Origin of the sequence: Intestinibaculum porci, from assembly GCF_003925875.1 — a bacterium.
GTDB classification, from domain to species: Bacteria; Bacillota_I; Bacilli_A; order Erysipelotrichales; family Coprobacillaceae; genus Intestinibaculum; species Intestinibaculum porci.
Window position 1 is genome coordinate 2,725,537 of the sequence record NZ_AP019309.1, and the last position, 21,601, is coordinate 2,747,137.

Sequence of the window (21,601 nt, forward strand, 5' to 3'; positions counted from 1 at the left end):
AAAATCTTGCTCAATTGAAAAAGTAAATTCCGCTTAAATTTAAATTCCGGTTTTGTGTAGTTTTGTCTTACAAATGCCTTTATTAAAGGAATTCGTTAGCGCTTATTAGAAATTCAGAGGTCAAAACATGTCTGATTTTACTAAATTGATTGCTAATAATGAAAAAAGATTGTAGCGAAAAATGTGGAACTTCGCACCTCACATTTCTGTGAAGGACTTATTTCCACATTTTTTTGATTACTTTTTCTTTAAAACTGAAGGCTTTAACTCCACCTTGTCTTTATCGATTTGGCTATAGCCTTTGCACTTTAGAGCCTCATAGATCTCCGGCATCATGAAAGCCGTGTTTTCATAGAGACTTCTGCCGCCATAGAGCTTGCGGGAGTAGGAGTTGATATTATTAACGGCTCTGTTAAGGGCCTCCTGACTTACAAGCCCAAGCTTGCGGAGATTCTTTTTCTTAGGGCAGATATATCTTAAAACAAGATGCTCGTTCTCAAGTGATCCCTTCTGATTTGAATGCATCGCATCACAGTAGAAGATTCGGCATGTTCCTGACTCTCTGTCTTCGAATTCATCGGCCAGCGAGAATTCACTGCCTCTGTCAGTCAGGATAGACCCTATATTATTAATAAATACATCCGGGCCAAGCAGCTTTTCAATATAGTCAAGGCCATTCACCATCTCCTCAGCTGTTTTTTCATCATGATAGACGGCAAGAAATACACCGCCTGGCATGATCTTAAAAGTCTGAATAAACGGGCCGTTAGAAACATCATTATAAACGGTATCCATAAGGATATAGCCGACAGGATGATCAATTGCCTGCTCGCTATCAGGCCGTTCTGCACCATCATAGAGCTTAACGCTATGATTGATGCTGTACTGTGCGGCCACAAGGGGGTTGTATTCAAGAAAGTCCTTGAATGTTCTTCCGGTTAAATAGCCGCTGTCCTTGCGCTTTCTGTACTGGTTAGCGCGTACCTTAGGCATCTTTCTTCTCTTTACCTGGTTTCTGAGCGCCAGGCTATTGATTCCAAACTGTTCAAATGCACCCTGCTCAATATAGTTGTACAGGCACTTTTCGGAAATTTTGAGCTCAGGATGCTCGTTAAGAATTGCATACGGTGACTTGCCCTGTTCAAGCTCAGGCTTGATGATATCAGCCATCCACTGAGCCTCTGAATAGGTGAGGTTGAAGCCCATTCTCGAATCCCTAAGCATATATTCGTATGCTCTTTGGGCCACATCTGCTCTGTAGTAGTATTTTGAGAATCTGCAGCTGGGGGCTTTGGTGCAGCCGTTGCAGACGCCCGGTGATCTGTCCCTTTGATTGCATTTAAACAGGGTGTAGTCAGTGCATTCCATGAACACCTCATGGCTGGTTCTGCACTCCCGTCCTCTTGTGCACTTTTTGTAGTTGGCGCAGTCAAAGGGTGCCTTGCTTGGCGATCCTGAAGGAGTTCTGTGATTCCGAATTTCCTTAGCGACGGTAGTTGGATCTTTATGAATGGTCTTGGCAATTTGGGCCTTATTAAGGCCGCTCTTGAGACCTGCTTCAATCTTTTCTCGAAGCTCATAAGTTATGTGCTTCTGATATCCTATGGGCTTTTTAGCGGCTCTTTCCATTCTTATCACCTTCCTGCATTACTGTTTGGTAGCAGTAATCAATTAATGTGTAGGGATAGAGTCTTCTCATTAATGCGTCCTCTTCGACTTCTGAAAGCTTTCTGCAACGTTTTTTGCCTTTCGAAGGGCGCATAGTCCCATTGATTTCTCGGCTATTGTTCTTAATAGCCGCCTTCTTTGTGATATTTGACATGTTTAATGCCACCTCCTTGATATTTTTCCTATTTTTTGGCGGTTTCCCGCTTCTTTACAAAGAAGTTTAACACCGTCAGGGCTGATTCACATTTTTCCCATGTTGGTAATGGGCAGGCAACATCATCGCGGAGGAAGCTGTTTTTTACGCAATCTTTGGTGAGACCTTTAGTAACGGTCATGAAACTGTTTTGATAGAAATCTTTGAAGTGATCAGCGATAAATGAGCATATAAGATTAGAAAGCAAATTATCACTCATTTTATTGATCTTAGGGGTTGCATAAAGATATTCCAGGAGTGCTCTAAGCCGACCATGAAAATCCTCAAGGCTGCTGTCGCCGTGAAAGATCTGATGCAGGTATAGAAGGATATCAAAAAGGTTTTCACGCATAAAAGGGATAATTCCCAGCGGAAACACGGCATGAGTTTTATGAAGGCTTTTGGAGTAGATGCGCTGAAGCTGAAATTCATAAGGAGTATCGTTAATGTTTACGATCTTCTTGTAATGCCCGAATTTTATCCAGTCATGTGCGTTCTCATCAGAAAAATCGGGTATTGTTCTCACAATATCCTCTGCAGAGAAGGTGTTCATGATATATGAATAGGTGGCGTTGATGAAAAGCATGATGTCATAAGCAAGTTCAGTTGATGAAAGGCAAGCTTCATAAAGCTTTTTAACCAGTCTGAAAAAGAATCTGTTATCAGAGCGCACTAAAAGGGCAACGGAAAAGTTATTGTTCCATAAGTGGTTATTTGCGCAGTCAGGAAAGACGTGCTCAGGCTTCTGCTCTGCACTAGAAGAATTTCTAATGAGCTCTTTGAAGCATGAGGAAATCTTATCATTGAAGGAAAAGGAACCATCACATAAATGCATATTTAAACTTTTATACTTGAAAACAGGCGGGATGTGTATTACTATCATATTGTCTTGTTGGACAGATGATGAGAAGCTTTTCCAGGGCATTAACTCATCATCTTTTTTTGTCCTTACCTCCAAATCGAATTTAGTTTAACACTTTAATATCATGATAATTTTATCACATTTTAAAATAACTGAATAACTAAATTCATAAAAAACATAAGGATTAATAAGTGAATGATAGAATTCACGTTAGAAATATCTAACTGGAATTTCGAAAATCAATTGACGTCCCAAAAATCTTTTAAACTTTTTTCATTTTTCTCTTTACAAGTTTCGAAGAATCCTGTATACTCAGTCTTGTCCCAAATATGGCGGTTATGGTGAAGCGGTTAACACACCGGATTGTGGCTCCGGCATTTCGTCAGTTCGATCCTGACTAGCCGCCCCATTTAGAGGACTCAAGATCTCATGTATTTGAGATCTTTTTTCTTTATCTTTTCTTTTCGTTCATATAAAAGTCATAAATCTTCTTTATAGTGTAATCATCGGAAGAGATTCCGATCATCATATTAATTTTCCCCAAGAAATGTGCCTTAAGGCACGAAGTGCGAATTCCCCTTCGCACTTTTTTATTTACAGAAAAATAAGGATGCCCATCTGCTGGCACCCTTTATCATTATGCTTCTTTTTCCTGATCCAATGTTTCAGATTCCTGCTCATTTGATGTTTCATCTTGAGACGCATCTTTCTTACGCAGCTTTACGCAAACAAAAATCAGCGCCGCTACCCCAATCACTCCACCGATGTAATAGAGATATGTATAATCGTGAGCTTTGCTGGTAATGGTAATTGTATTGATGCGTTTATTTTTCGGTTTCATCATTTCTTTTAATAAATCAATCTTAACCGTTTTATCTTTGACACTGCCGACATTACTCGTGGCTTTTTGTGGCATCGTCACACTCATACTCACTTCCACACCAGCCGCTTCTAACGACTGATAGGTATAGTTTTTATTCGATAAAGTTGATGTATCTAAACCGCTGCTCGTTAATGAATTGGTAATCTTATCAACCGGAATAGTCACTTTTACGATCCCGTCTTTCACTATCCCTTTAATCATCGCACTGTTTGAAGCCTTGGATTCGACCCCAATATATTTGACGCCCTGATATGTTTTCTCCACTGCTGAGATCTTCGCATTCTTCGAAGACTTCGCCAAAGAGGTCTTAAAAGAACTGATCACCTGATCATTGGTCGACTTTAAATAGTTTTTAATAAAATCCTCGGAAAACATAATCTTAAGATCCGTCGTATTTTTCCCTTGAGAATCAACGTTCACTTGCATTTTATATTTCATACAGCCGCTTAAGGCTAAACATAATCCTAATGTCATCAGAATGTGTATAAACTTTTTCATAACTGCCTCACTTTCCCTACCATTATACCTATTATTTGTAAAAAGGAAACTATCCAAATTTTAGAAAATGTCTAATAGCCAGCTAAATAGGCTATAAAGAGACATTCCATTACCACAAATATTGACATCATTTCAAAAAAGCACATAATTAAATTATGGGTACAATAAAGGAGGACACACTATGAAGAAGAGAAATCTTACTGCGATCATTCTCTCAACCGCAATGTTAGCGGGATGTGGCAGTTCCACATCGTCATCCGCTACGAAAACGTACCGTTTTGCGGCTGATCAGGATATCACCACCATGGACAGCGCCTTTGCGACTGATCCGACATCAATGAATGCCCTGCATGCCACGAATGAAGGATTAATGGCAGTTGGCAAGAAAGGAGATACCGTAGCTGGGTTAGCGAAATCTTACAAGCTCAGCAAAAACCGTAAAGTCTACACCTTCACCCTGCGAGACAATTTAAAATGGACTGATCCTGATGGTAAAACCACCCCATTAAAAGCTCAGGACTTTGTTTATTCATGGCGTCGCGCCCTTGGTCAGGCCAGTGAATATGCCTATATGTTCTCGAGTGATGGAGCGGGTATTAAAAATGCCGACAAACTTGTCGAACTAGGGACCAAAGCCACCAAGAAACAGTTAGCCACTTTAGGCATATCAGCCCCAGATGATAAGACAGTGAAAGTCACTTTGGAAAGACCTTGTTCTTATTTCTTAGATATCATGACATTCTCATGTTTCTATCCACAAAGTGAAAAATATATTACGAAATGGGGCAAGTCTTTTGCGACCGATGCTAAACATCTTTTAACTTGCGGAGCTTTCCAGGCCACAAACTGGGTGAAATCAAGCAAAATCACCTTTAAGAAAAACAACAACTACTATGATAAGAAAGATGTGAAGATTGACAATTTAACGATGTATCTCAACCAGGATCCGAAAACTTCCGCCGCTAACTTTGAAGCTGAAAAAGTAGATTTTGCGACGATTAACTCATCGTTAGTCGATAAATATAAATCTAACAAAGCTTACACGCAGTTTGCGCAGGGTTATGTTTACTACATCAATATCAACTTCAAGAAAAAACTGTTAGCCAATAAAAACATTCGTGCCGCTTTAAGCTATGCCATTAACCGTAAAGACTTTACTTCAAACGTCTTAAAAGATGGTTCTCAGCCAATCGGCGGAATGGTTGGCCGAACGATTGCCTACAATCCAAAAACACATGAAGATTTCCGTAAGGAATCTGGTAACTATGTGGCTTATGACTTAAAGAAAGCCCAGTCACTCTTCGACAAAGGCTTGAAGGAATTAGGCATGAAATCCGCTTCCTTAGAAATCTTATACGGGACTGATGAATCACCAGAAAATACCGTTGCAGAATATCTCCAGCATGCTTTTTCTCAGTTAAAAGGCTTAAAAGTAGACGTCAAAGCGTCAACCCGTCAGGGACGTATTCAGAAACAGGATGCTTCACAGTATGACATCGCTCTCCAGCACTGGGGACCTGATTATAGCGATCCAACGACTTATTTAAACTTAGGTTTATCAAATAACTCTAACAACCGAGGAAAATACAATAATCCGAAGTTTGATGCAGCAATGAAAGCAGCTCAGAAAGAGTCTGATGCTTACAAACGCTGGAACGACTTATTAAAAGCAGAAAAGATTGAAATGAAAGATTATGCATTCATTCCATTATTCCAGAAAGGTGCTGCCGCATTACAGAATCCTAAGACCAGCGGTCTGATTTATAAGATGGCTTTAAGTTCACCTTATACCTTTACATACGTTCAAGTAAAATAAAAACGAGCATCGCCAACGCGATGCTCCTTTCTTTTAGAAGAAAATCTGACAGTCAGATTCTACTTTTTTACAGTTTTCTAAAACCCGTGGCATAACTTCTTTAGGATCAGCACCATCTTCGAAGTCCACAATCATCTTTAAAGTCATGAAGTTGACAACAGCATCTTTCACGCCTTCAGTTTTCTTCGCTTCTACTTCCATTTTATTGGCACAGTTGGCACAGTCGACATCAATCTTATAACGTTTTTTCATAATCATTCTCCTCTCATTGCAACGATTAAGCATTTGTTTAATTATCTACTTTCATCTTACGCTTAAACAGTAGTCATGTCAATAAGTTTGCATTCATGATACAATGAAAAAAGAAAGGAATTTTATCATGAACCATTTACTCAATCTATCCGATGCATCCTCTTTAGCGGATGTTTTTAAACAGCTTGGTGACCCCACGCGTTTGCGCATTTTTCTCTATCTTTGTCATACCTGCGATAATGTCCAAGGTATTGCCAGAGTCATGGAGATGTCTTCACCAGCCGTTTCTCATCATTTACGTCTTTTAAAATCAGCGAAACTGATTGAAAGTCATCGTCAGGGCAAAGAAATGTATTATCAGGCTACAAACAGTGAAGTTACGCAGGCACTTCATCATATGATTGAAGATATTGAAGAGATGACTTGCCCAAACGAAAAGGATGCCGAAGCATCCTAGTAAACAAAATAACCCAATAAAATTGTCGGAATGATCATAATGATCGCATTGCGGACCATCTTATGTTTACGCACTAACCACTGCTCAGGGGTTAATTCCTGCACCTTTGGAATCTGTAAAACCGTTAAGACAATATCTGCCGAGAAGAAGATAAAGTACGCATTCACCATAAATAAATAGAAGGCTCCCGCTAACATTGCCCACTGTCCATTGGCAATTGAATAGCCGCAAGTACAAAGCGGCGGCATTAAAGCGGTCGCAATCGCCACCCCAGGAATAATGTTGTTGGCTTTATCCTGTCGCGTCTGTCCGATAATCCCAGCAATGCCCCCAGCACTGGCAATAATAACATCAAAGAATGATGGCTGCGTACGCGCTAGAATCTGCGCCGTTGCCGTTTTCTCTGGGGAAATTAAGAAATAAAGCGTCGCTGTCGCCACACTGACAATAATCTGAAAAGCAAAGCCAATCCCAAACTTACGAGGAATTTCAATGTTGGCAGAAGCCGTTCCATAAGCAATCGCTAAAATAGTTCCCATTAATGGTGATACTAACATGGCCCCGATAATAACCGCAACGCTATCAGTATTTAAGCCGACTGATGCAATTAAGATGGCACAGATCATAATGACCATATTGGTGCCGCTAATCTTTCCGCCAGATAAAAGACGTTCACGAATTTCATTATGTGAAGCCGTGTCTTCTGAAATAGAAAACATATGTTTCAACAAAGCAGAAAATGATTCATGTTTATTTATCATAGTCTCTCTCCCCTTTTTTGTTTTGAGAGACTATAGCATAATTCATTTCATTTTGCAATATTTATAAACCAAGAATAAGGATCGCACTGACGATGCCCACACTGATCATCGCAAAGATCAAAGCGATAAAAAGCACTGCAGAAAGCGGCTCGCTCTCATAAACATAACGGCGACCACCTTTTTTGATGCCTAAGTAAATCGTATAAACAATCATAATCGCATAGTAAGCGAAGACCCCGATCTTTGTCGTGACATCCGTTAAAAACAGATAAGGCACTAACAAAGCGGCCTGCCCATACATAAAGTATATAAAGCCGCGGCGATCGCCTAAGATTGTTAAATCATAATAGTTGATGGCGCAGAAAACACCGCTTAAAACAATCATCATCAGTTTTACTGGCAAGGTATTGTCAATCGCTGTTGTCATCAGCATGTTATCGACTGCGAGAAAAGCAAAAAAAGCAGTCATGATCATACTGATGATCATATGGGTCGCCATTTCCCTCGCTGAAAAGGCAATTTCATCTTTAAGGATCAAAGGATCATGCACTTGAATACGCTCTTCAACGGCATAATGTTCACCATCGGATAAAGGATGACTCTTTTCAATCTGACGATAAATATCAGGAATGATCTTTTTATCTTCCGTTGATAAATAATCGAAGATCACACGTCCATGATCACGAAGAATCTCCCGAAAATAAACATCCTTCTGATAAGGATGAGATGATGCCGCAACGTAAGTGTGTCCCTGATAAGTAAAGGTATATTTGATCAGGCTTTCTTCTCCCTGATCATCGATAATAATCTGATTTTTTCTCATAATGACCTCTTATTAAAAAAAGGGATAACACTATCCCTCTGATTTGACGAACTGTAAGCCGACACCGCCAATGCCCATATGGGCGCCAACCACTGCTGGCAGTTCCCGCACTAAGACATCACATGCCCCTATTTTTGATTCTAGATACGCTTTCAGTTCCAGAGCACTTTCTTCACATAAGACATGTTCGATGGCAAACTTATAGTTCGCCGCATTGGCTCCTTTTTCAATCGCGCGATCCGCTAATTTGCGGGTGGCCTTTTTGAGTGTCCGCACTTTGGCTAAAGAGTCAATTTTACCGCCTAATTCATAATTTAATTCCATAACTGGGACAATCTTTAACAGTCCCGCTAAACGAGCGACAGCCGGTGTTATACGACCCCCGCGTTTTAAGTGTTCCAAGTTAGGCACCATAATAATGGTTCCTGAATGAGCGATCATATCTTCTAAAACCGGTACAACTTCATCGATCTGCTTCCCTTTCTCTAGCAGTGAATGGGCAGTTAAAACTAATTCTCGCTGTTCTCTGGCCGTTCCCTTTGAATCCACTAAGGTGATTGGCAAACCAACCATATCGGCAGCCACTTTCATCCCATTGAGAGTAGAAGATAAACCCGTCGCAATCGGAATGCCAATGACTTCGTCATAACCATCCGCCTTAATTTGCTCCAGTGTTTTCACAAGTTCACCAGTACTCGGCTGGGATGTCTGTACCATCAGTTTTTCATCCTGTTCCATGGCTTTAAAAACGTCCAGAGACTGAATCTCTAACTGATCTAAATATGTTTTATTATTCATTGTGATCGTCAGCGGTGCAATATAGATACCAGGATGATCGCCCTGAATCTCAATTTGACAGCCGCTGTCCGCTAATACAGCTACTTTGCTCATTTTAAGCACTCCTCATCGTTTTTTTCTTTCCCTATTATAAATCAATTTTACTTTTTTGACAAATTCTTAAGAACACTATAATATGAAAGTATGAAATCTATTAAAACAATAACAACTCATACACTCATTATCAAAAAATCTGAATTTATCACCACTCTCATCCCCTGCAACGATCTTGATGAAGCTGATGATCTGATCAAAGACTTTGCAAAAACGGATGCAACACATAACTGCGTGGCTTATATTATCGGTCCTCATGAGAAGGCCAATGATGATGGCGAACCGAGCGGCACAGCCGGACTGCCGATGCTGAACGTCTTAAAAAGACAAGGTTTATCCAATATAATTGCCATTGTTACGCGTTACTTTGGCGGGATTAAATTAGGCGCTGGCGGATTAACCCGCGCTTATACCAATGCCGTGGCGGAAGCGCTCAAAGAAGCGGAAATCGTCGAGAAGGAGCTCGTCAAAAAATACCGCCTCGACATTGATTATCATTATGCGAAAAAGGTGGATTACCTGATCAAGGCCAGAGGTTATACGCTTCTTGATACAACTTATGATACACAGGTCCACTATACTTTATTTTTACCAGATGAAGGTTTTTTAGACGAATTAAAAGATTTGACTAACAATACTTTCACCTTTGAAAATTGTGGTATGGACTATATGTCCGTTAAATAATGGCACAGTCGCCGAATCAGACGATTGTATAAAAAGCCATGACCATTTAAGTAAGGCAAATCAATTTCGATGGCATCACTTTCCGGATGAGGGATAATCCGTCCCTGCACATACGGGGTATTCAAAACAATAAAGATAACCATCACCAAGCGCTTCTCCGCTGATAAAACACAGCGATAACGAAGCGCTTTTTCACTGATGGTATTGACTTTTAAATTGGCATCCTCGACTTCCACATCAATGAGGATTTCCTGTTTGCCATCATCATACGTTGTCATAATACCATGCATAATCTGTTCATGATGCATCATCATTTCCAGATAATCGTGCACTGGCACGTTTAAAACATCCAAAGGCCCTAAATCCTGTTTGATCGCCGCTAAGTCCCGACTGCGGATGATAAGCTCCTGTAAGAGTATCGCCAATACATCCTTACTCGCTAAACGTTCCACATACGGAGATAAGCGCGCCTGTAATTCCATTTCTTCCATATTTCAAAATCCTCCCAAACCATTATAAAACGATCTTATGGTCAGGAAAAGAAAAATCGGTGTTAAACACACCGATTAATTCAAGGCATCCGTGCCGGTTTCCCCGGTACGAATACGCACCACATTCTTTAAATCATAAGAGACGATTTTCCCATCACCGATCTCCCCGGTATAAGCTGATTTTTGAATGGCTTTGATGGTTTTTTCTTCCCATTTTTCATCACTGACATAAATCTCTAATTTGATTTTTGGACGCATCATAATATCAATTTTCTGACCACGCACCATTTCCGTGCGTCCTTTCTGCATCCCGCAGCCCATGACCTGATAAACAGTAATACCATGAACATCAATTTTATTTAATGCTTCTTTGACATCCTCGAATTTTTCTTCGCGGACAATCGCTTCAATTTTAATCATTGTCTTCCCTCCTAGTCTAAACCATTGAATGATGGATAAGCGACTTCATCATGCTCAGCGCGATCCAGACCGATCGCTTCATCGCGGCTTTCCACACGTAATGGTGTTATCAGTTTGACTAAGAAGACACAAATGAGGGTGCCGACAATAGCCACAGCAATCGTGACTAAGATGGCGAGGACTTGCGCGCCAAATAGATGGACATTACCGAAGATTAAACCATTCCAGCGTAAGGCTGGGTTAATTGCCTGACTGCCAAAGACCCCCGTCATCAGACCGCCAAAGATTCCGCCTACGCCATGACAGCCGAAGGCATCTAAAGCATCATCATAACCAAAACGTTTCTTCACAACAGAAACCATGAAATAACAGATTGGTGAAGCCAGACCACCGATAATAGCAGAAGCCCAGACTGGGACAAAACCAGCCCCTGGGGTAATGGCCACTAAACCGATAACCATCCCGGTAGAAGCGCCGATTAATGTTGGTTTGCCATTTACGATCACATCCATCAGCATCCAGGTCATCAAAGCGCATGCCGCTGACACAGCGGATGTCATGAAAGCCTGCGCTGCTAAACCGTTAGCGGCTAAAGCGCTGCCGGCATTGAAACCGAACCAGCCAAAGTTTAAGATGGCTGCCCCTAAAGCGATAAATGGAATGTTGTGAACACGATAAGAGGCATAACTGTAATCTTTACGTTTACCAAGAATCAGGCAAAGGACCAAAGCGGAGATCCCAGAACTGATATGCACAACGTTCCCGCCCGCAAAATCAACACTGCCGATGGCCGCTAAAAAGCCGCCTTCGCCCCAAACCATATGGGCTAAAGGATAATAAACAAGTAAAGACCAGAATAAAATGAAAAAGAATAAAGCTTTAAAACGCATACGCCCAGCGACGGCGCCAGTAATTAAAGCCGGTGTAATAATGGCAAACATCATCTGGAAAGCACAATAAACCAGATTTGGAATACCTTTGGCATAAGGTCCTGCCTTCATGCCTACCCCATTGAGGAAAAACCACTTGCTGCCGCCAATAATGCCGGCATGATTACCGCCAAAGGCTAAGGCATAGCCAAAAGCGAACCACATTACGGTTGCTAAACCGATAATAAAGAAAGAACTCATCATCGTATTGACGACATTCTTTCGTCTTACCATGCCTCCATAAAAGAAGGCTAAACCTGGCGTCATGAAGAACACCAGAGCTGCGCAGATCATAATAAACGCAGTCGATCCTGTATCAATCATATTTCCATCCCCCTATATTGATAAGTTGTTATTACTATATAACTTTTCTATCACGTTATCAAGTACAATTTATTATTTTTATAATAATTTATCATCTATTAGGGATTATACGATATTTACAATGATAAATTTCTAAAGAAAAGCGTGATAATTCAACCATAGTTCATTTTATTGACTATAATAAAAAGAAAGAGAGGTGTTTTATATGTATGATTTAGCAAAACTCTATCAGCTCGTATTAAATCGGGAAATCGCCATTGCGAAGAATCAGGTGCTTGATACCAAACGAATCAAAGCCAAGCTTTTAGCATTCACATCCGATGTTGCTCAGGTCGGTGAACTTGCCCACATTTTTACCTTCTGGGAAAAAGAAACCCAAATCGTTCATGAAGACCTTTTAGAAACCTATGTCGAAGGGATCTCTATGCTTATGAGCATCGGTTATGAAATGCGCATTGACGCTGTCAAAACCACCCAGGAAATACCCGAAAATATCCCTTTGGATGATCTGATGTTCACCATTTACCAGCAGGTCGTCATCTTAAAAAATACCTTTGATCCAATTGTTTATCAGGATTTATTAGATGACTATTTCCATTTAGGATTCCGTTTAGGGATTTCCCTCGAAGAAATCATTGATTCTTACGAATAAAAAGAAGTGACCTTTTTTGATCACTTCTTTTTCTTATGCTTTTCGCTTTAATCTTTGGACAATTAAGAAACCAATCCCGCTAACTACTGCAATCGCGCCGACAATGTAACGAGTTGGTGAATCATAACGGCTTTCATACTTCTGATTCCTGACCTTTTCTACTGTCTTGGTCTGCGTTGCTGGTTTACTTTTCTTTTTTGTTTTCTTTTTTGTCACTGTTTTTATCTTCTTAGGTGCTGTCACGCTTTTCTTGATAGGCGCTGCTTTGACCGCTTTTTTCGCATAACGAGGCTGACTCTCTTTTTTCTCGGTGACGCTTTTAGCAGGGGCCTCGACAGGTTCATCTTCCTCCACGCTTTCTTCTTGCGCTTCATCTTCCTGACTTGGCGCTACGCCGTCAATTGGATCATACTTCTCCATTCCGCCTTCTTCTTTAACGGTTTTCTTTTTGATCTGATCACTGGTATCTTTCACAAGTTCATCAGCGCTATCCTGCACTTTGCCCTGTTGATCACCCGTATCTTTAGTGTCTGTATCCACTTTTTGCACAAGCGAATCCGCACTATCTTTCAGCTGATCACTTGTATCGACGCTAAGCTGCGAGGCAGTATCATAAGAGGCTGGATCACTGCTTTCTGCCGCTACCGGCATAAAGAATACGGCCGCTGAAATGACCATTGTCGTTAATAATATATAACTTAAGGCATTTTTCAATGTCATGTACTTCTTACCCATGAGACTTCCCTTCTTTCTCTACGTACAATATATCACAAAAAAGTCTCATTAAAAAGGCATATTTAATATTTTTTAAAGTTTCATGACTATCTTTCTAACATTTGCGGATCGCTCTGGCGAATGAGTTCCGTTAAGAATTCACTTGCATAGTCGATGGTATGACTATCATCCTGAATAATAATCGATAAGGCTCCATCATCGAAAGATAATTTGGCTTTCTTCTGGAACAAGCGTGTCGATAAGCTAAAGAGCAGCTCACCATCGGCATGGGCAGTATAGTTGGGACTAAAAGTAATCTTTAAGCCTTTTGGCCCATCGTCGACATGATCGACGATGCGATCACTCGCTAAGATTTCAAAATGACGTTTAGATACAATATTTGCCACTTCATGTGGTAATTCCCCATAAAGGTCTTTCAGTTCCGATTGCACTTCCCGCAGCTGTGAAAGTTTATTGGCATGATAAATACGCTGATAAAGTTCCAGTTTTTCCATATCACTCTCTAAATAGTTTTCCGGAATATAACCATCCACTTTGACATTCGTTGCTGGGGCTTCTTTTTCTTCCTCTTTCTTCCCCTGCTTTTCATCAATCGCTTCCTGCAGGATCTTCATATACATATCAAAACCAACGGTATCGATAAAGCCCGCCTGCTCACCGCCTAAGATATCCCCGCTGCCGCGGATGGATAAGTCTTTCATGGCAATCTTATAACCAGAACCCAACTGCGTAAATTCTTTGATCGCTTTAAGACGTTTAGCGGCTTCTTCGGTTAAATTCTTTTGTTTACGATAGAGTAAGTAAGCATAGGCAATACGCGAGCTGCGGCCAACACGACCTTTAATCTGATAAAGCTGAGCTAAGCCGAAATGATCAGCATCTTCAATAACGATCGTATTAGCATTAGGAATATCAATCCCCGTTTCAATAATCGTCGTACAAACGAGAATATCAAATTCATGATCAATAAACGACTGCATCACTCGTTCTAAGTGATCTTTATCCATTTTCCCATGACCGATGGCAATGCGGGCATCCGGGCATAAGGCCTGAATATGATTCGCTGTTTCCTGAATCGTTTCCGTTTTATTGTGGAGATAGAAGACCTGTCCATCACGCGCTAATTCTCGCTCAATGACCTGTTTAATAAGGGGATCGCTGCGCTCTGAGACATAGGTCTGAACCGGCATCCGGTTTCTTGGCGGGGTTTCGATCTGTGATAAGCCACGGACACCCATCAAAGACATCTGCAGCGTTCTTGGAATTGGCGTTGCCGTTAAGGTCAAAACATCAATGGTCTTACGATATTCTTTGATCTTTTCTTTTTGACGCACACCAAAGCGCTGCTCTTCATCGATACATAATAAGCCTAAATCTTTAAACTTGACATCTTTCGATAAAATACGATGGGTCCCCACAATCATATCTAACTTGCCTTCCGCCAAATCACTCAGGATCTGTTTACGTTCTTTGACCGACGTAAAACGATTGAGGAGGGCAAAACGGACTGGAAAATGCGCAAAACGTTTTTCCATCGTCCGATAATGCTGGGCGGAAAGAATCGTTGTCGGACATAAGAAGGCACACTGCTTGCCGGATAAAATGGCTTTAAAGCAAGCGCGCAAAGCCACTTCTGTTTTCCCAAAACCAACATCGCCGCAAAGTAAGCGGTCCATTGGCCGCGGACTTTCCATATCGGCTTTGATTTCTTTGACGGCGCGTTCCTGATCTGGTGTTAAATCATAACCAAATTCATCTTCAAATTCTTTCTGAATCTCATTATCTTTCGCAAAGGCGAAGCCAGGCTGCGCCATGCGCTGGGCATAGAGGGCAATGAGATCATCCGCTAAGCCATCAACTTTCGCGCGAACGCGGGCTTTTTCTTTCTGCCACTTGGTTGAACCTAAAGAATGAATTTTCGGTACGCGCCCTTCCCGTGAGGAATATTTCCGAATCATCTGGAAGTTTTCCACAGGAACATATAAAACATCATTGCCGGCATAGGCAATATATAAGAAATCCTTATGAACACCTTTGACTTCCAAAGTCTTAATCCCCATATACTGACCGATCCCGTTGGTATCATGAACGACATAGTCACCGACATTCAATTCATTATAATCATGAATAACTTTGGCATCTTTATAACGGACATAGCCTTTTTTCGTGTCACTGGCTTTGAATAATTCATGAGCTGTAATAAAGACAACGCGTTCATCGACAAATTCAATCCCAATCGCTAAATTGCCGACAAAGATGTTGATACCATCATAAATATGATCATCATTGCCAATGAGGGTATATTTCATGCCCTGATCATCAAATAAGCGAATCAGATGACGGACTTGTTCCTGACTTTGCAGGCAGAAGACCACCTTGTCATAAGTCAGATAATCCCTGATAGTCGAAAGGAAAATCTTTTCATTCATCATCGGGATCTGCACACTTTGGGCTTTGAATTCGATCTGTGATTCTTTTTCTTTGAAATCAGCAAAATTGATGGCTCTATTTTTTAATAACACCTGAGGATCATGAATGACTTTTAAACCTTTGACCATTTCCCCGATACTTTGGATATCATGGAAATAATAGAAGTTTTCTTCACTGAAGCGTTTATAGGTGCCTAAAATCTTTTCATAGCTGGCCGTAATAATAAGCGGATCTTTTGCATAATCTAAGATGGTACAGTCATCTTCAAAAAGATTCATATACTGATAAAGACGAGGATTATAGTCATCCCCTTTAAGCGATTCCATATCCATCGCGATATTTTCATCAAGAGTTTCAGCGATACTTTCCTCAAGATCCATCTGATCTCTTAACGACTGAATTTTGGTAATGACATCATCAACCTGATTGCGATCGTAAAGCATATCCGTGGCCGGTAAAAGAGCAACCTCCATAATGGCTTCTTCACGACGCTGGGTATCTTTATTAAAGAAAGAAATGGATTCAATTTCATCATCAAAAAATTCAATACGAATCGGGTTATCATACTGAATCGAATACACATCGACAACGCCCCCGCGTTTAGACATATAAAAAGGCGTATCAACGCGCTGCGTAGAGATATAGCCATAATCTAATAACTGTTTCCGTAAAGTGAGCGGTTCAATAATATCGCCGACTTTTAAATGGATGGTGGCCTCCTTAAATAAGCGTGGCGGCGTAACATAACGGACTAACGAATGCATATGGCAGACACAGATACATGGTTCATCACTGTTTAGCATCGCCATCGCATTAATACGTTCGCCGAGTAATTCATAAGAATAAGCAACGGATTCTACGCGCAGTGATTCATCACTTGGATAGTAACAAACCTTTGGCAGCATCTCGTTTAATAAACGATAGAGCGTTAACGCCTGATACTGGTTTTCTTTTACGATGATCATCGTCCGCTTTTGCAAGCAAAAAGCACTAGCAATGAGATAAGCCTCATCGCTAGCTTCATTCGTTACAATCTCGCCATGACCCGTTAACATCTGCTTGAGGGCGGGATTGTCTTTTAATACTTCGAGTACTTTATTCATTTATTTTTTCCTCTCATTAAAAACATTAGATGCAGAGTTAAAATCTTTTTCAATATAACATTCAACAGCTTTGACACAATTGTCAATGCCTTCCTTGATCTGCGGATATTCAACCGGAGAGAAATGTCCTAAAACATAGTTCACCACATCACAGTGCGGGATCTTAGAGATCCCGACGCGAATGCGTTTAAAGTTTTTTGTCCCGACATGGGCAATAATACTTTTGACGCCATTATGACCGCCAGCCGAGCCGCTCTCACGTAAGCGCAGTTTCCCTACTGGTAAATCCATATCATCATAGATGACTAATAAGTCATCGACATCAATTTTAAAATATTTCATCGTCTGAATAACGGACAGACCAGAATTATTCATATACGTCTGGGGCTTTAATAAAATGATATCTTCCCCATGATATTTAAATTTGGTATATAAACCATCAAATTTTTTATTGGTAATGTCGACGCTGAAGGCTTCAGCGATGGCATCCAGGCACATAAAGCCGGTATTATGACGGGTCCCGTCATATTTCTTACCAGGATTGCCTAATCCAACGATTAATTTCATAAAACTCCTATCTTGCACAAATGGCAAATGAAATGCCCTGAACATTTAAATGACGATTTTCAATACGTTCATTTTCGCCTTTATGGAGGATTTCAAAATCATCATCAATATCAACCCCAATAATATCAAAGGAAGGGTTAATATAAATTCTGAATTCCTTATAAGGACCTTCGTCCTGCGTTAAGATATATTCAATCATCCGGTGATTGATATTGTTAATGCGGATATGTTCATGCATATCATCAAAGTTATTGTATCTGAAGCAGGCATTTTCTTTTCTTAATTTGATCAATGCCTTGATTAAATGAATGCTTTCAATGTGCTGATCACGCCGCCCCCAGTCAAACTGATTGACTGAATCACCAGCATTATAGGAATTGGCATTCCCATGTTTGGTGTCAAAGAATTCCTGACCGGCATGTAAGAATGGTACTCCCATTGATAATAAGACCATAATATTGGCGAGTTCACAGCGTCGTCTGATCGCAGATTCCCCTTCATCACGGTTACAAATGGAATATTTATCAAAGGTTGTCGCATTATCATGACATTCGACATAGTTGATCGACTGTTCCACCGAACTGAATTTGCCATAATCACACATCGTAATAATCGCATCATTCGTTTTATAAGTATCCCCAGAGGTATAGCCTTTGATTTCTAACTGATTGCTGCCGCGAACAGTATCACGGAAGAAATCATTAAAGAAACCAACGCGTGGGACTTTACGATTGTTTTCAATCATAGCCTTCTGTTCATTTGGCAGTGTCCCCATGTTCCAGCCTTCGCCATAAAGCATGAAGGATGGGTCTAAACTGCGGCCCTGCTCTTCAATCAGGTTAACCGTATCAATATCGGTAATCCCCATTAAGTCCATTCTAAAGCCATCGCAGCCATAAAGTGTCTGCCAGCGGCGACACATTGCCACAATGTATTTCCGGCACATATAAGCAGTGGAATTTAAATCATCCCCGCACCATGAGCCATTCGTCAAGTTGCCATTTTCATCTCTTCTAAAGAAATAGTAAGGAACAGTCTTTTCTAAAGCATTGTCATTGACATCATGCATATGGTTAAAGACCACATCTAAGATCACTCTCATGCCATGTTTATGAATGCTTTCAATCATATGGATACATTCATTAATACGGCGATAGCCATCATTAGGATCACTGACATAAGACCCTTCTGTCACATTATACTGCGCCGGATCATAACCCCAGTTATACAGTTCATAAGGATGATCTTCATCGACTGTCGCATAATCATTAATTGGCTGCAGCTGGACATGGGTAATGCCTAAATCTGCTAAATAATCGACCCCGCTCTTATAACCGAGCATCGTCGCATTGCCTTCTTCACAGAACGCTAAAAATTTCCCTTTATGACGTAATTCCCCATAAGGATCTACAGAAAAGTCACGGACATGCAATTCATAAATAATGGCGTCCGTTTTCTTTTCCAGCGGCGGCAGCGGATAGGTTTTCCGCTGACATTTTGATAAATCCACAATGATCGAACTGCGCTGATTAGATGTTGAAGAAAACGCGTAAGGATCGCATGTTTCGGTTGTAATATCATTGTTGGAAATAAGATATGTATATTCATATAATTCCAGATCCGAATAGACGCGGGTATAGAAAACCCCGCGATCTAAACGTTTCATGGTATAGAGCGTAATGCTCTCTTCATTTTTTAACTTTAAAGTAACGCTTGTAGCGGTTGGTGCCCAAACCTTAAAAGTGGTATAAGATTTTGTGTAGAATGCGCCTAAGTCATCTCCATCATAAGAGAAATGTTCATCGAATTCCTTACACATTGGCAACATCGAAAAATCTAAAAAGCATGTTAAGCCATAAGCGTCAGAAATACGGTAGCTCTTTCCTACTTCAAAAGAGGTACGGAAATAATAGGTATTAAAACCATTTTCTTCATTCCCGGCATCCCCGTGTAATAATCTATGTTCATTTGATTCAAGATCTTTTAAATAAAACTTGCTGGAAATTCCATTATAGTAGTTTTTTGATAAAAGAACCTTGATTTCATCAAAGGATATTGCATAAGCAAACATCCTAATGGATTCTCTTTGCATAAGTTTACACTCCTTCTATGGTATTCTAACACAAATAGTCAATAATTACTTTTATTTTTTTCGTTAAAGTAACGTTTTATCCACGCTTTTTCTCTTAAAGACCACTGCGCATTAGAATAAGAAAATGAAGACCAATAAAGCCTTCATTTTAATTATCTTTCACGGCAATCCAGTTTTCGATATTATGATTAACTGATGAAAATTGGACACCAACCTTATAAATCTTTTTTAAACCGCTTCTGTAAGGAGAACTATATTTCTTTTCTTCAATTTGTTTCAGTGCTAATTCAGCACTTTGATCAACTTTAAACTCAAAAATATATACAAAGGATTCTGTTTCCACAATACAATCTGCTCTACCTTTTGCTGAATGTACTTCACATGATACCCTTTGCCCTAACAGCGAAAAAATAATATAAATCTGATCACGCCATTCATGCTCGTATTTCATTGAGTTACGATCATATGGAATACCCGCAAATAAAGATTGAAGTTTATTCATAAAGCTTTCAATTTTCCCCAATTTTAAGTCAATCACAAAATTCATTGTTGAATTACCCTTAACCTGATCATTATCGCCAAGTACATAATCCAGCAAAACGTTAAGAAAACCATCTTTAACCTCTTCATTAGGGAAAGCAAGGGTAATAATATCAAGATCTGAGTCATAATTTTTAATCGTTAAATAACCAGATTGATAAAATAACGGAATAAGATCATTTTGATCTGATCGATAGTTCATTAAATATGTTCGTAAAACCTGGATACCATCATTAAAATCTTCAATAGCAATATTAGATTTTTGTAATTGTCTAATTAAAAGTGTTGGTGTCCCAGTTTCAAACCAATACATCCCCAATTGCCCATCATTAAATGAATTAAACAAGCTCACTGGATTATAAATACCTTCTCCTGTTTCAGAAAAACGATATCCATCATACATTTGTGCTAATTTCTTCTTGCACTCATCCACTGTCAATTTGAGCTTCCGAGCCAAATTGTTAATTTCGGGTTGAAAATTATTCAATAACTCATCTTCTGTAATACCACAAATACCGTTAATATCTTCTAACATTGAGATATCTTTCAATTGGTTTAAGTCCCTAAAAATCGAGATTTTATTAAATTTTGTAACACCAGTAAAAAATACAAACTGAATATAATCATCCTGATCTTTAAGAGCACTGAAAAACTGACGATATAATTCTCTATTCTTTTCTTCCAACTCTTTATTGGGAAACATATTATCAAGCATAGGCTTATCATACTCATCAACTAAGACAACAACGCGATTTCCTGTTTTTTTGTAAAGTGCTCTAAGAATAGATCTAAATTTGACGACAACACTTAAATCTTTTTGTAAATCTAAATGATATTCTTCAATTGCGGTATCTAACACACTGTTTAAGATATTTCTTAATCCATCTAATGCACTATATTCCCCACTAGCAAAAGAAAAACGAATAACAGGATAAACCTTCCAATCTTTCTCTAATTTTGCAATAGCAGTTCCTTCGAAAAGATCCTTTTCTCCCTTAAAATAGGACTCTAAAGTTGAAACAAGCAAGCTCTTTCCGAACCTTCGCGGACGATTAAGAATACAAGCATTATATCTATGAATAATATTCCAAATGTATTCAGTTTTATCAACATAAATATAATTTTCAGTTCTCAATTTAGTAAATGATTGAACATTCAACGGTAACCTATTCTGATCCATACGTCTCACCTCTTATTTAGATTCTACCATGTTTCTTTCTGTAATACAAAAAAAGCCACGAATTATCGTGACTTATTCGAAATCATCATCTTCTCCTAAAAAGGCTTCTAAAACCGAATTCACAAAATCCCAATCGGTATCTTCTTCCACGGCATGCTGGAGGCCTTCTTCCTCATCACCATCATGATACATCGCATAATAAGAAATGTTATTTTCTTCGTCTGGGATGTAATCGGTATAGATGGTATAGTGTCGATCAAGCTCAGGATGATCAAAACTATAGACGAGGAAGTAGTCATGTAAGACCCCTTCCTCATCTTCAAGAGTGATTTTTAAATCTTCATCCACGT

The 21,601-nt window shown here is 39.8% G+C and carries 21 protein-coding genes and 1 tRNA gene; 5 read left to right on the forward strand and 17 right to left on the reverse strand.

Annotation, left to right across the window (positions count from 1 at the left end; translation table 11 throughout):
* Nucleotides 1-237: 237 nt before the first annotated feature.
* The 3 genes from SG0102_RS13050 to SG0102_RS13060 are packed head-to-tail and all read right to left on the reverse strand — an operon-like array spanning nucleotide 238 to nucleotide 2,696.
* Nucleotides 238-1,629 (reverse strand): helix-turn-helix domain-containing protein, encoded by a 1,392-nt coding sequence (locus tag SG0102_RS13050; RefSeq protein ID WP_125120337.1) that lies wholly within the window; start codon nucleotides 1,627-1,629, stop codon nucleotides 238-240.
* Entirely contained in the window at nucleotides 1,613-1,822 is a 210-nt protein-coding gene (locus tag SG0102_RS13055; RefSeq protein ID WP_125118138.1) for a hypothetical protein, read from the reverse strand. Before SG0102_RS13055 ends, SG0102_RS13050 begins: the two co-directional genes overlap by 17 nt.
* Before the next feature lie 28 nt (nucleotides 1,823-1,850).
* The gene (locus SG0102_RS13060; protein WP_125118137.1) at nucleotides 1,851-2,696 is read right to left on the reverse strand and encodes a hypothetical protein; all 846 of its coding nucleotides are present in this window, start codon (nucleotides 2,694-2,696) and stop codon (nucleotides 1,851-1,853) included.
* 359 nt (nucleotides 2,697-3,055) lie between these two features.
* On the opposite strand from SG0102_RS13060, the gene SG0102_RS13065 reads away from it, so the two are divergent.
* Nucleotides 3,056-3,132 (forward strand) — tRNA-His (locus tag SG0102_RS13065).
* 228 nt (nucleotides 3,133-3,360) lie between these two features.
* Here the strand turns inward: SG0102_RS13065 and SG0102_RS13070 are convergent.
* A complete protein-coding gene (locus SG0102_RS13070; protein WP_125120338.1) occupies nucleotides 3,361-4,104 on the reverse strand; it encodes a hypothetical protein in 744 nt (247 codons plus the stop codon).
* Between the two features lie 181 nt (nucleotides 4,105-4,285).
* Between SG0102_RS13070 and SG0102_RS13075 the strand changes: the two genes are divergently transcribed.
* Nucleotides 4,286-5,920, forward strand: coding sequence for a peptide ABC transporter substrate-binding protein (locus SG0102_RS13075; protein ID WP_125120339.1), 1,635 nt, complete (start codon nucleotides 4,286-4,288; stop codon nucleotides 5,918-5,920).
* Nucleotides 5,921-5,953: 33 nt separating this feature from the next.
* On the opposite strand, the gene SG0102_RS13080 is transcribed toward SG0102_RS13075, so the two are convergent.
* On the reverse strand, nucleotides 5,954-6,172 hold the full coding sequence (locus tag SG0102_RS13080; protein WP_125120340.1) for a cation transporter: 219 nt from the start codon (nucleotides 6,170-6,172) through the stop codon (nucleotides 5,954-5,956).
* Between the two features lie 127 nt (nucleotides 6,173-6,299).
* Here SG0102_RS13080 and SG0102_RS13085 point away from each other — a divergent pair, with 127 nt between their 5' ends.
* The gene (locus SG0102_RS13085) at nucleotides 6,300-6,629 is read left to right on the forward strand and encodes an ArsR/SmtB family transcription factor (protein ID WP_197715045.1); all 330 of its coding nucleotides are present in this window, start codon (nucleotides 6,300-6,302) and stop codon (nucleotides 6,627-6,629) included.
* Here SG0102_RS13085 and SG0102_RS13090 read toward each other — a convergent pair.
* The 3 genes from SG0102_RS13090 to SG0102_RS13100 all read right to left on the reverse strand — a co-directional run bounded on the left by SG0102_RS13090 (nucleotide 6,626) and on the right by SG0102_RS13100 (nucleotide 9,104).
* Nucleotides 6,626-7,390 carry a DUF389 domain-containing protein gene (locus SG0102_RS13090; RefSeq protein ID WP_125120342.1) on the reverse strand — a complete coding sequence of 255 codons (765 nt, stop codon included), beginning with the start codon at nucleotides 7,388-7,390 and terminating at the stop codon, nucleotides 6,626-6,628. The genes SG0102_RS13085 and SG0102_RS13090 overlap by 4 nt on opposite strands.
* 61 nt (nucleotides 7,391-7,451) lie before the next feature.
* The gene (locus tag SG0102_RS13095; RefSeq protein WP_125120343.1) at nucleotides 7,452-8,213 is read right to left on the reverse strand and encodes a hypothetical protein; all 762 of its coding nucleotides are present in this window, start codon (nucleotides 8,211-8,213) and stop codon (nucleotides 7,452-7,454) included.
* Nucleotides 8,214-8,243: 30 nt separating this feature from the next.
* A complete protein-coding gene (locus SG0102_RS13100) occupies nucleotides 8,244-9,104 on the reverse strand; it encodes a DegV family protein (protein WP_125120344.1) in 861 nt (286 codons plus the stop codon).
* A 90-nt stretch (nucleotides 9,105-9,194) separates the two neighbouring features.
* Here SG0102_RS13100 and SG0102_RS13105 point away from each other — a divergent pair, with 90 nt between their 5' ends.
* Nucleotides 9,195-9,788 carry an IMPACT family protein gene (locus SG0102_RS13105; protein WP_125120345.1) on the forward strand — a complete coding sequence of 198 codons (594 nt, stop codon included), beginning with the start codon at nucleotides 9,195-9,197 and terminating at the stop codon, nucleotides 9,786-9,788.
* On the opposite strand, the gene SG0102_RS13110 is transcribed toward SG0102_RS13105, so the two are convergent.
* From SG0102_RS13110 to SG0102_RS13120, 3 genes are all read right to left on the reverse strand, one after another.
* Complete coding sequence (locus tag SG0102_RS13110) at nucleotides 9,770-10,279, reverse strand: hypothetical protein (protein ID WP_125120346.1); 510 nt, start codon at nucleotides 10,277-10,279, stop codon at nucleotides 9,770-9,772. The two genes, SG0102_RS13105 and SG0102_RS13110, sit on opposite strands and share 19 nt — an antisense overlap.
* Before the next feature lie 75 nt (nucleotides 10,280-10,354).
* Nucleotides 10,355-10,699, reverse strand: a complete 345-nt coding sequence (locus SG0102_RS13115) for a P-II family nitrogen regulator (RefSeq protein ID WP_125120347.1) — start codon at nucleotides 10,697-10,699, stop codon at nucleotides 10,355-10,357.
* A gap of 11 nt (nucleotides 10,700-10,710) precedes the next feature.
* A complete protein-coding gene (locus SG0102_RS13120; protein WP_125120348.1) occupies nucleotides 10,711-11,952 on the reverse strand; it encodes an ammonium transporter in 1,242 nt (413 codons plus the stop codon).
* Between the two features lie 205 nt (nucleotides 11,953-12,157).
* On the opposite strand from SG0102_RS13120, the gene SG0102_RS13125 reads away from it, so the two are divergent.
* Nucleotides 12,158-12,604, forward strand: coding sequence for a dUTP diphosphatase (locus SG0102_RS13125; RefSeq protein WP_125120349.1), 447 nt, complete (start codon nucleotides 12,158-12,160; stop codon nucleotides 12,602-12,604).
* Nucleotides 12,605-12,637: 33 nt separating this feature from the next.
* Here SG0102_RS13125 and SG0102_RS13130 read toward each other — a convergent pair whose 3' ends face one another.
* The 6 genes from SG0102_RS13130 to SG0102_RS13155 all read right to left on the reverse strand — a co-directional run bounded on the left by SG0102_RS13130 (nucleotide 12,638) and on the right by SG0102_RS13155 (nucleotide 21,599).
* A complete protein-coding gene (locus SG0102_RS13130) occupies nucleotides 12,638-13,339 on the reverse strand; it encodes a hypothetical protein (protein ID WP_125120350.1) in 702 nt (233 codons plus the stop codon).
* Nucleotides 13,340-13,425: 86 nt separating this feature from the next.
* A complete protein-coding gene (mfd, locus tag SG0102_RS13135) occupies nucleotides 13,426-16,872 on the reverse strand; it encodes a transcription-repair coupling factor (RefSeq protein ID WP_125120351.1) in 3,447 nt (1,148 codons plus the stop codon).
* The gene (gene pth / locus SG0102_RS13140) at nucleotides 16,873-17,439 is read right to left on the reverse strand and encodes an aminoacyl-tRNA hydrolase (protein ID WP_125120352.1); all 567 of its coding nucleotides are present in this window, start codon (nucleotides 17,437-17,439) and stop codon (nucleotides 16,873-16,875) included. It abuts the gene before it with no gap.
* A gap of 7 nt (nucleotides 17,440-17,446) precedes the next feature.
* The gene (gene pulA / locus SG0102_RS13145) at nucleotides 17,447-19,531 is read right to left on the reverse strand and encodes a type I pullulanase (RefSeq protein WP_125120353.1); all 2,085 of its coding nucleotides are present in this window, start codon (nucleotides 19,529-19,531) and stop codon (nucleotides 17,447-17,449) included.
* Between the two features lie 148 nt (nucleotides 19,532-19,679).
* Nucleotides 19,680-21,251: an ATP-binding protein gene (locus SG0102_RS13150; protein ID WP_125120354.1), complete on the reverse strand. Its 1,572-nt coding sequence runs from the start codon at nucleotides 21,249-21,251 to the stop codon at nucleotides 19,680-19,682.
* A gap of 72 nt (nucleotides 21,252-21,323) precedes the next feature.
* On the reverse strand, nucleotides 21,324-21,599 hold the full coding sequence (locus tag SG0102_RS13155; RefSeq protein ID WP_125120355.1) for a DUF1292 domain-containing protein: 276 nt from the start codon (nucleotides 21,597-21,599) through the stop codon (nucleotides 21,324-21,326).
* Nucleotides 21,600-21,601: the final 2 nt, after the last annotated feature.

Bases quoted from the DNA above. Each gene is read 5' to 3' on its own strand.
- SG0102_RS13125 (WP_125120349.1), top strand. From the start codon at position 12,158: ATGTATGATTTAGCAAAACTCTATCAGCTCGTATTAAATCGGGAAATC.
- SG0102_RS13055 (WP_125118138.1), bottom strand. From the start codon at position 1,822: ATGTCAAATATCACAAAGAAGGCGGCTATTAAGAACAATAGCCGAGAA.
- SG0102_RS13075 (WP_125120339.1), top strand. From the start codon at position 4,286: ATGAAGAAGAGAAATCTTACTGCGATCATTCTCTCAACCGCAATGTTA.
- SG0102_RS13105 (WP_125120345.1), top strand. From the start codon at position 9,195: ATGAAATCTATTAAAACAATAACAACTCATACACTCATTATCAAAAAA.
- SG0102_RS13150 (WP_125120354.1), bottom strand. From the start codon at position 21,251: ATGGATCAGAATAGGTTACCGTTGAATGTTCAATCATTTACTAAATTG.
- SG0102_RS13085 (WP_197715045.1), top strand. From the start codon at position 6,300: ATGAACCATTTACTCAATCTATCCGATGCATCCTCTTTAGCGGATGTT.
- SG0102_RS13120 (WP_125120348.1), bottom strand. From the start codon at position 11,952: ATGATTGATACAGGATCGACTGCGTTTATTATGATCTGCGCAGCTCTG.
- pth (WP_125120352.1), bottom strand. From the start codon at position 17,439: ATGAAATTAATCGTTGGATTAGGCAATCCTGGTAAGAAATATGACGGG.
- SG0102_RS13060 (WP_125118137.1), bottom strand. From the start codon at position 2,696: ATGCATTTATGTGATGGTTCCTTTTCCTTCAATGATAAGATTTCCTCA.
- pulA (WP_125120353.1), bottom strand. From the start codon at position 19,531: ATGCAAAGAGAATCCATTAGGATGTTTGCTTATGCAATATCCTTTGAT.
- SG0102_RS13050 (WP_125120337.1), bottom strand. From the start codon at position 1,629: ATGGAAAGAGCCGCTAAAAAGCCCATAGGATATCAGAAGCACATAACT.
- SG0102_RS13110 (WP_125120346.1), bottom strand. From the start codon at position 10,279: ATGGAAGAAATGGAATTACAGGCGCGCTTATCTCCGTATGTGGAACGT.
- SG0102_RS13115 (WP_125120347.1), bottom strand. From the start codon at position 10,699: ATGATTAAAATTGAAGCGATTGTCCGCGAAGAAAAATTCGAGGATGTC.
- SG0102_RS13095 (WP_125120343.1), bottom strand. From the start codon at position 8,213: ATGAGAAAAAATCAGATTATTATCGATGATCAGGGAGAAGAAAGCCTG.
- SG0102_RS13070 (WP_125120338.1), bottom strand. From the start codon at position 4,104: ATGAAAAAGTTTATACACATTCTGATGACATTAGGATTATGTTTAGCC.
- SG0102_RS13130 (WP_125120350.1), bottom strand. From the start codon at position 13,339: ATGGGTAAGAAGTACATGACATTGAAAAATGCCTTAAGTTATATATTA.
- SG0102_RS13090 (WP_125120342.1), bottom strand. From the start codon at position 7,390: ATGATAAATAAACATGAATCATTTTCTGCTTTGTTGAAACATATGTTT.
- SG0102_RS13080 (WP_125120340.1), bottom strand. From the start codon at position 6,172: ATGAAAAAACGTTATAAGATTGATGTCGACTGTGCCAACTGTGCCAAT.
- SG0102_RS13100 (WP_125120344.1), bottom strand. From the start codon at position 9,104: ATGAGCAAAGTAGCTGTATTAGCGGACAGCGGCTGTCAAATTGAGATT.
- mfd (WP_125120351.1), bottom strand. From the start codon at position 16,872: ATGAATAAAGTACTCGAAGTATTAAAAGACAATCCCGCCCTCAAGCAG.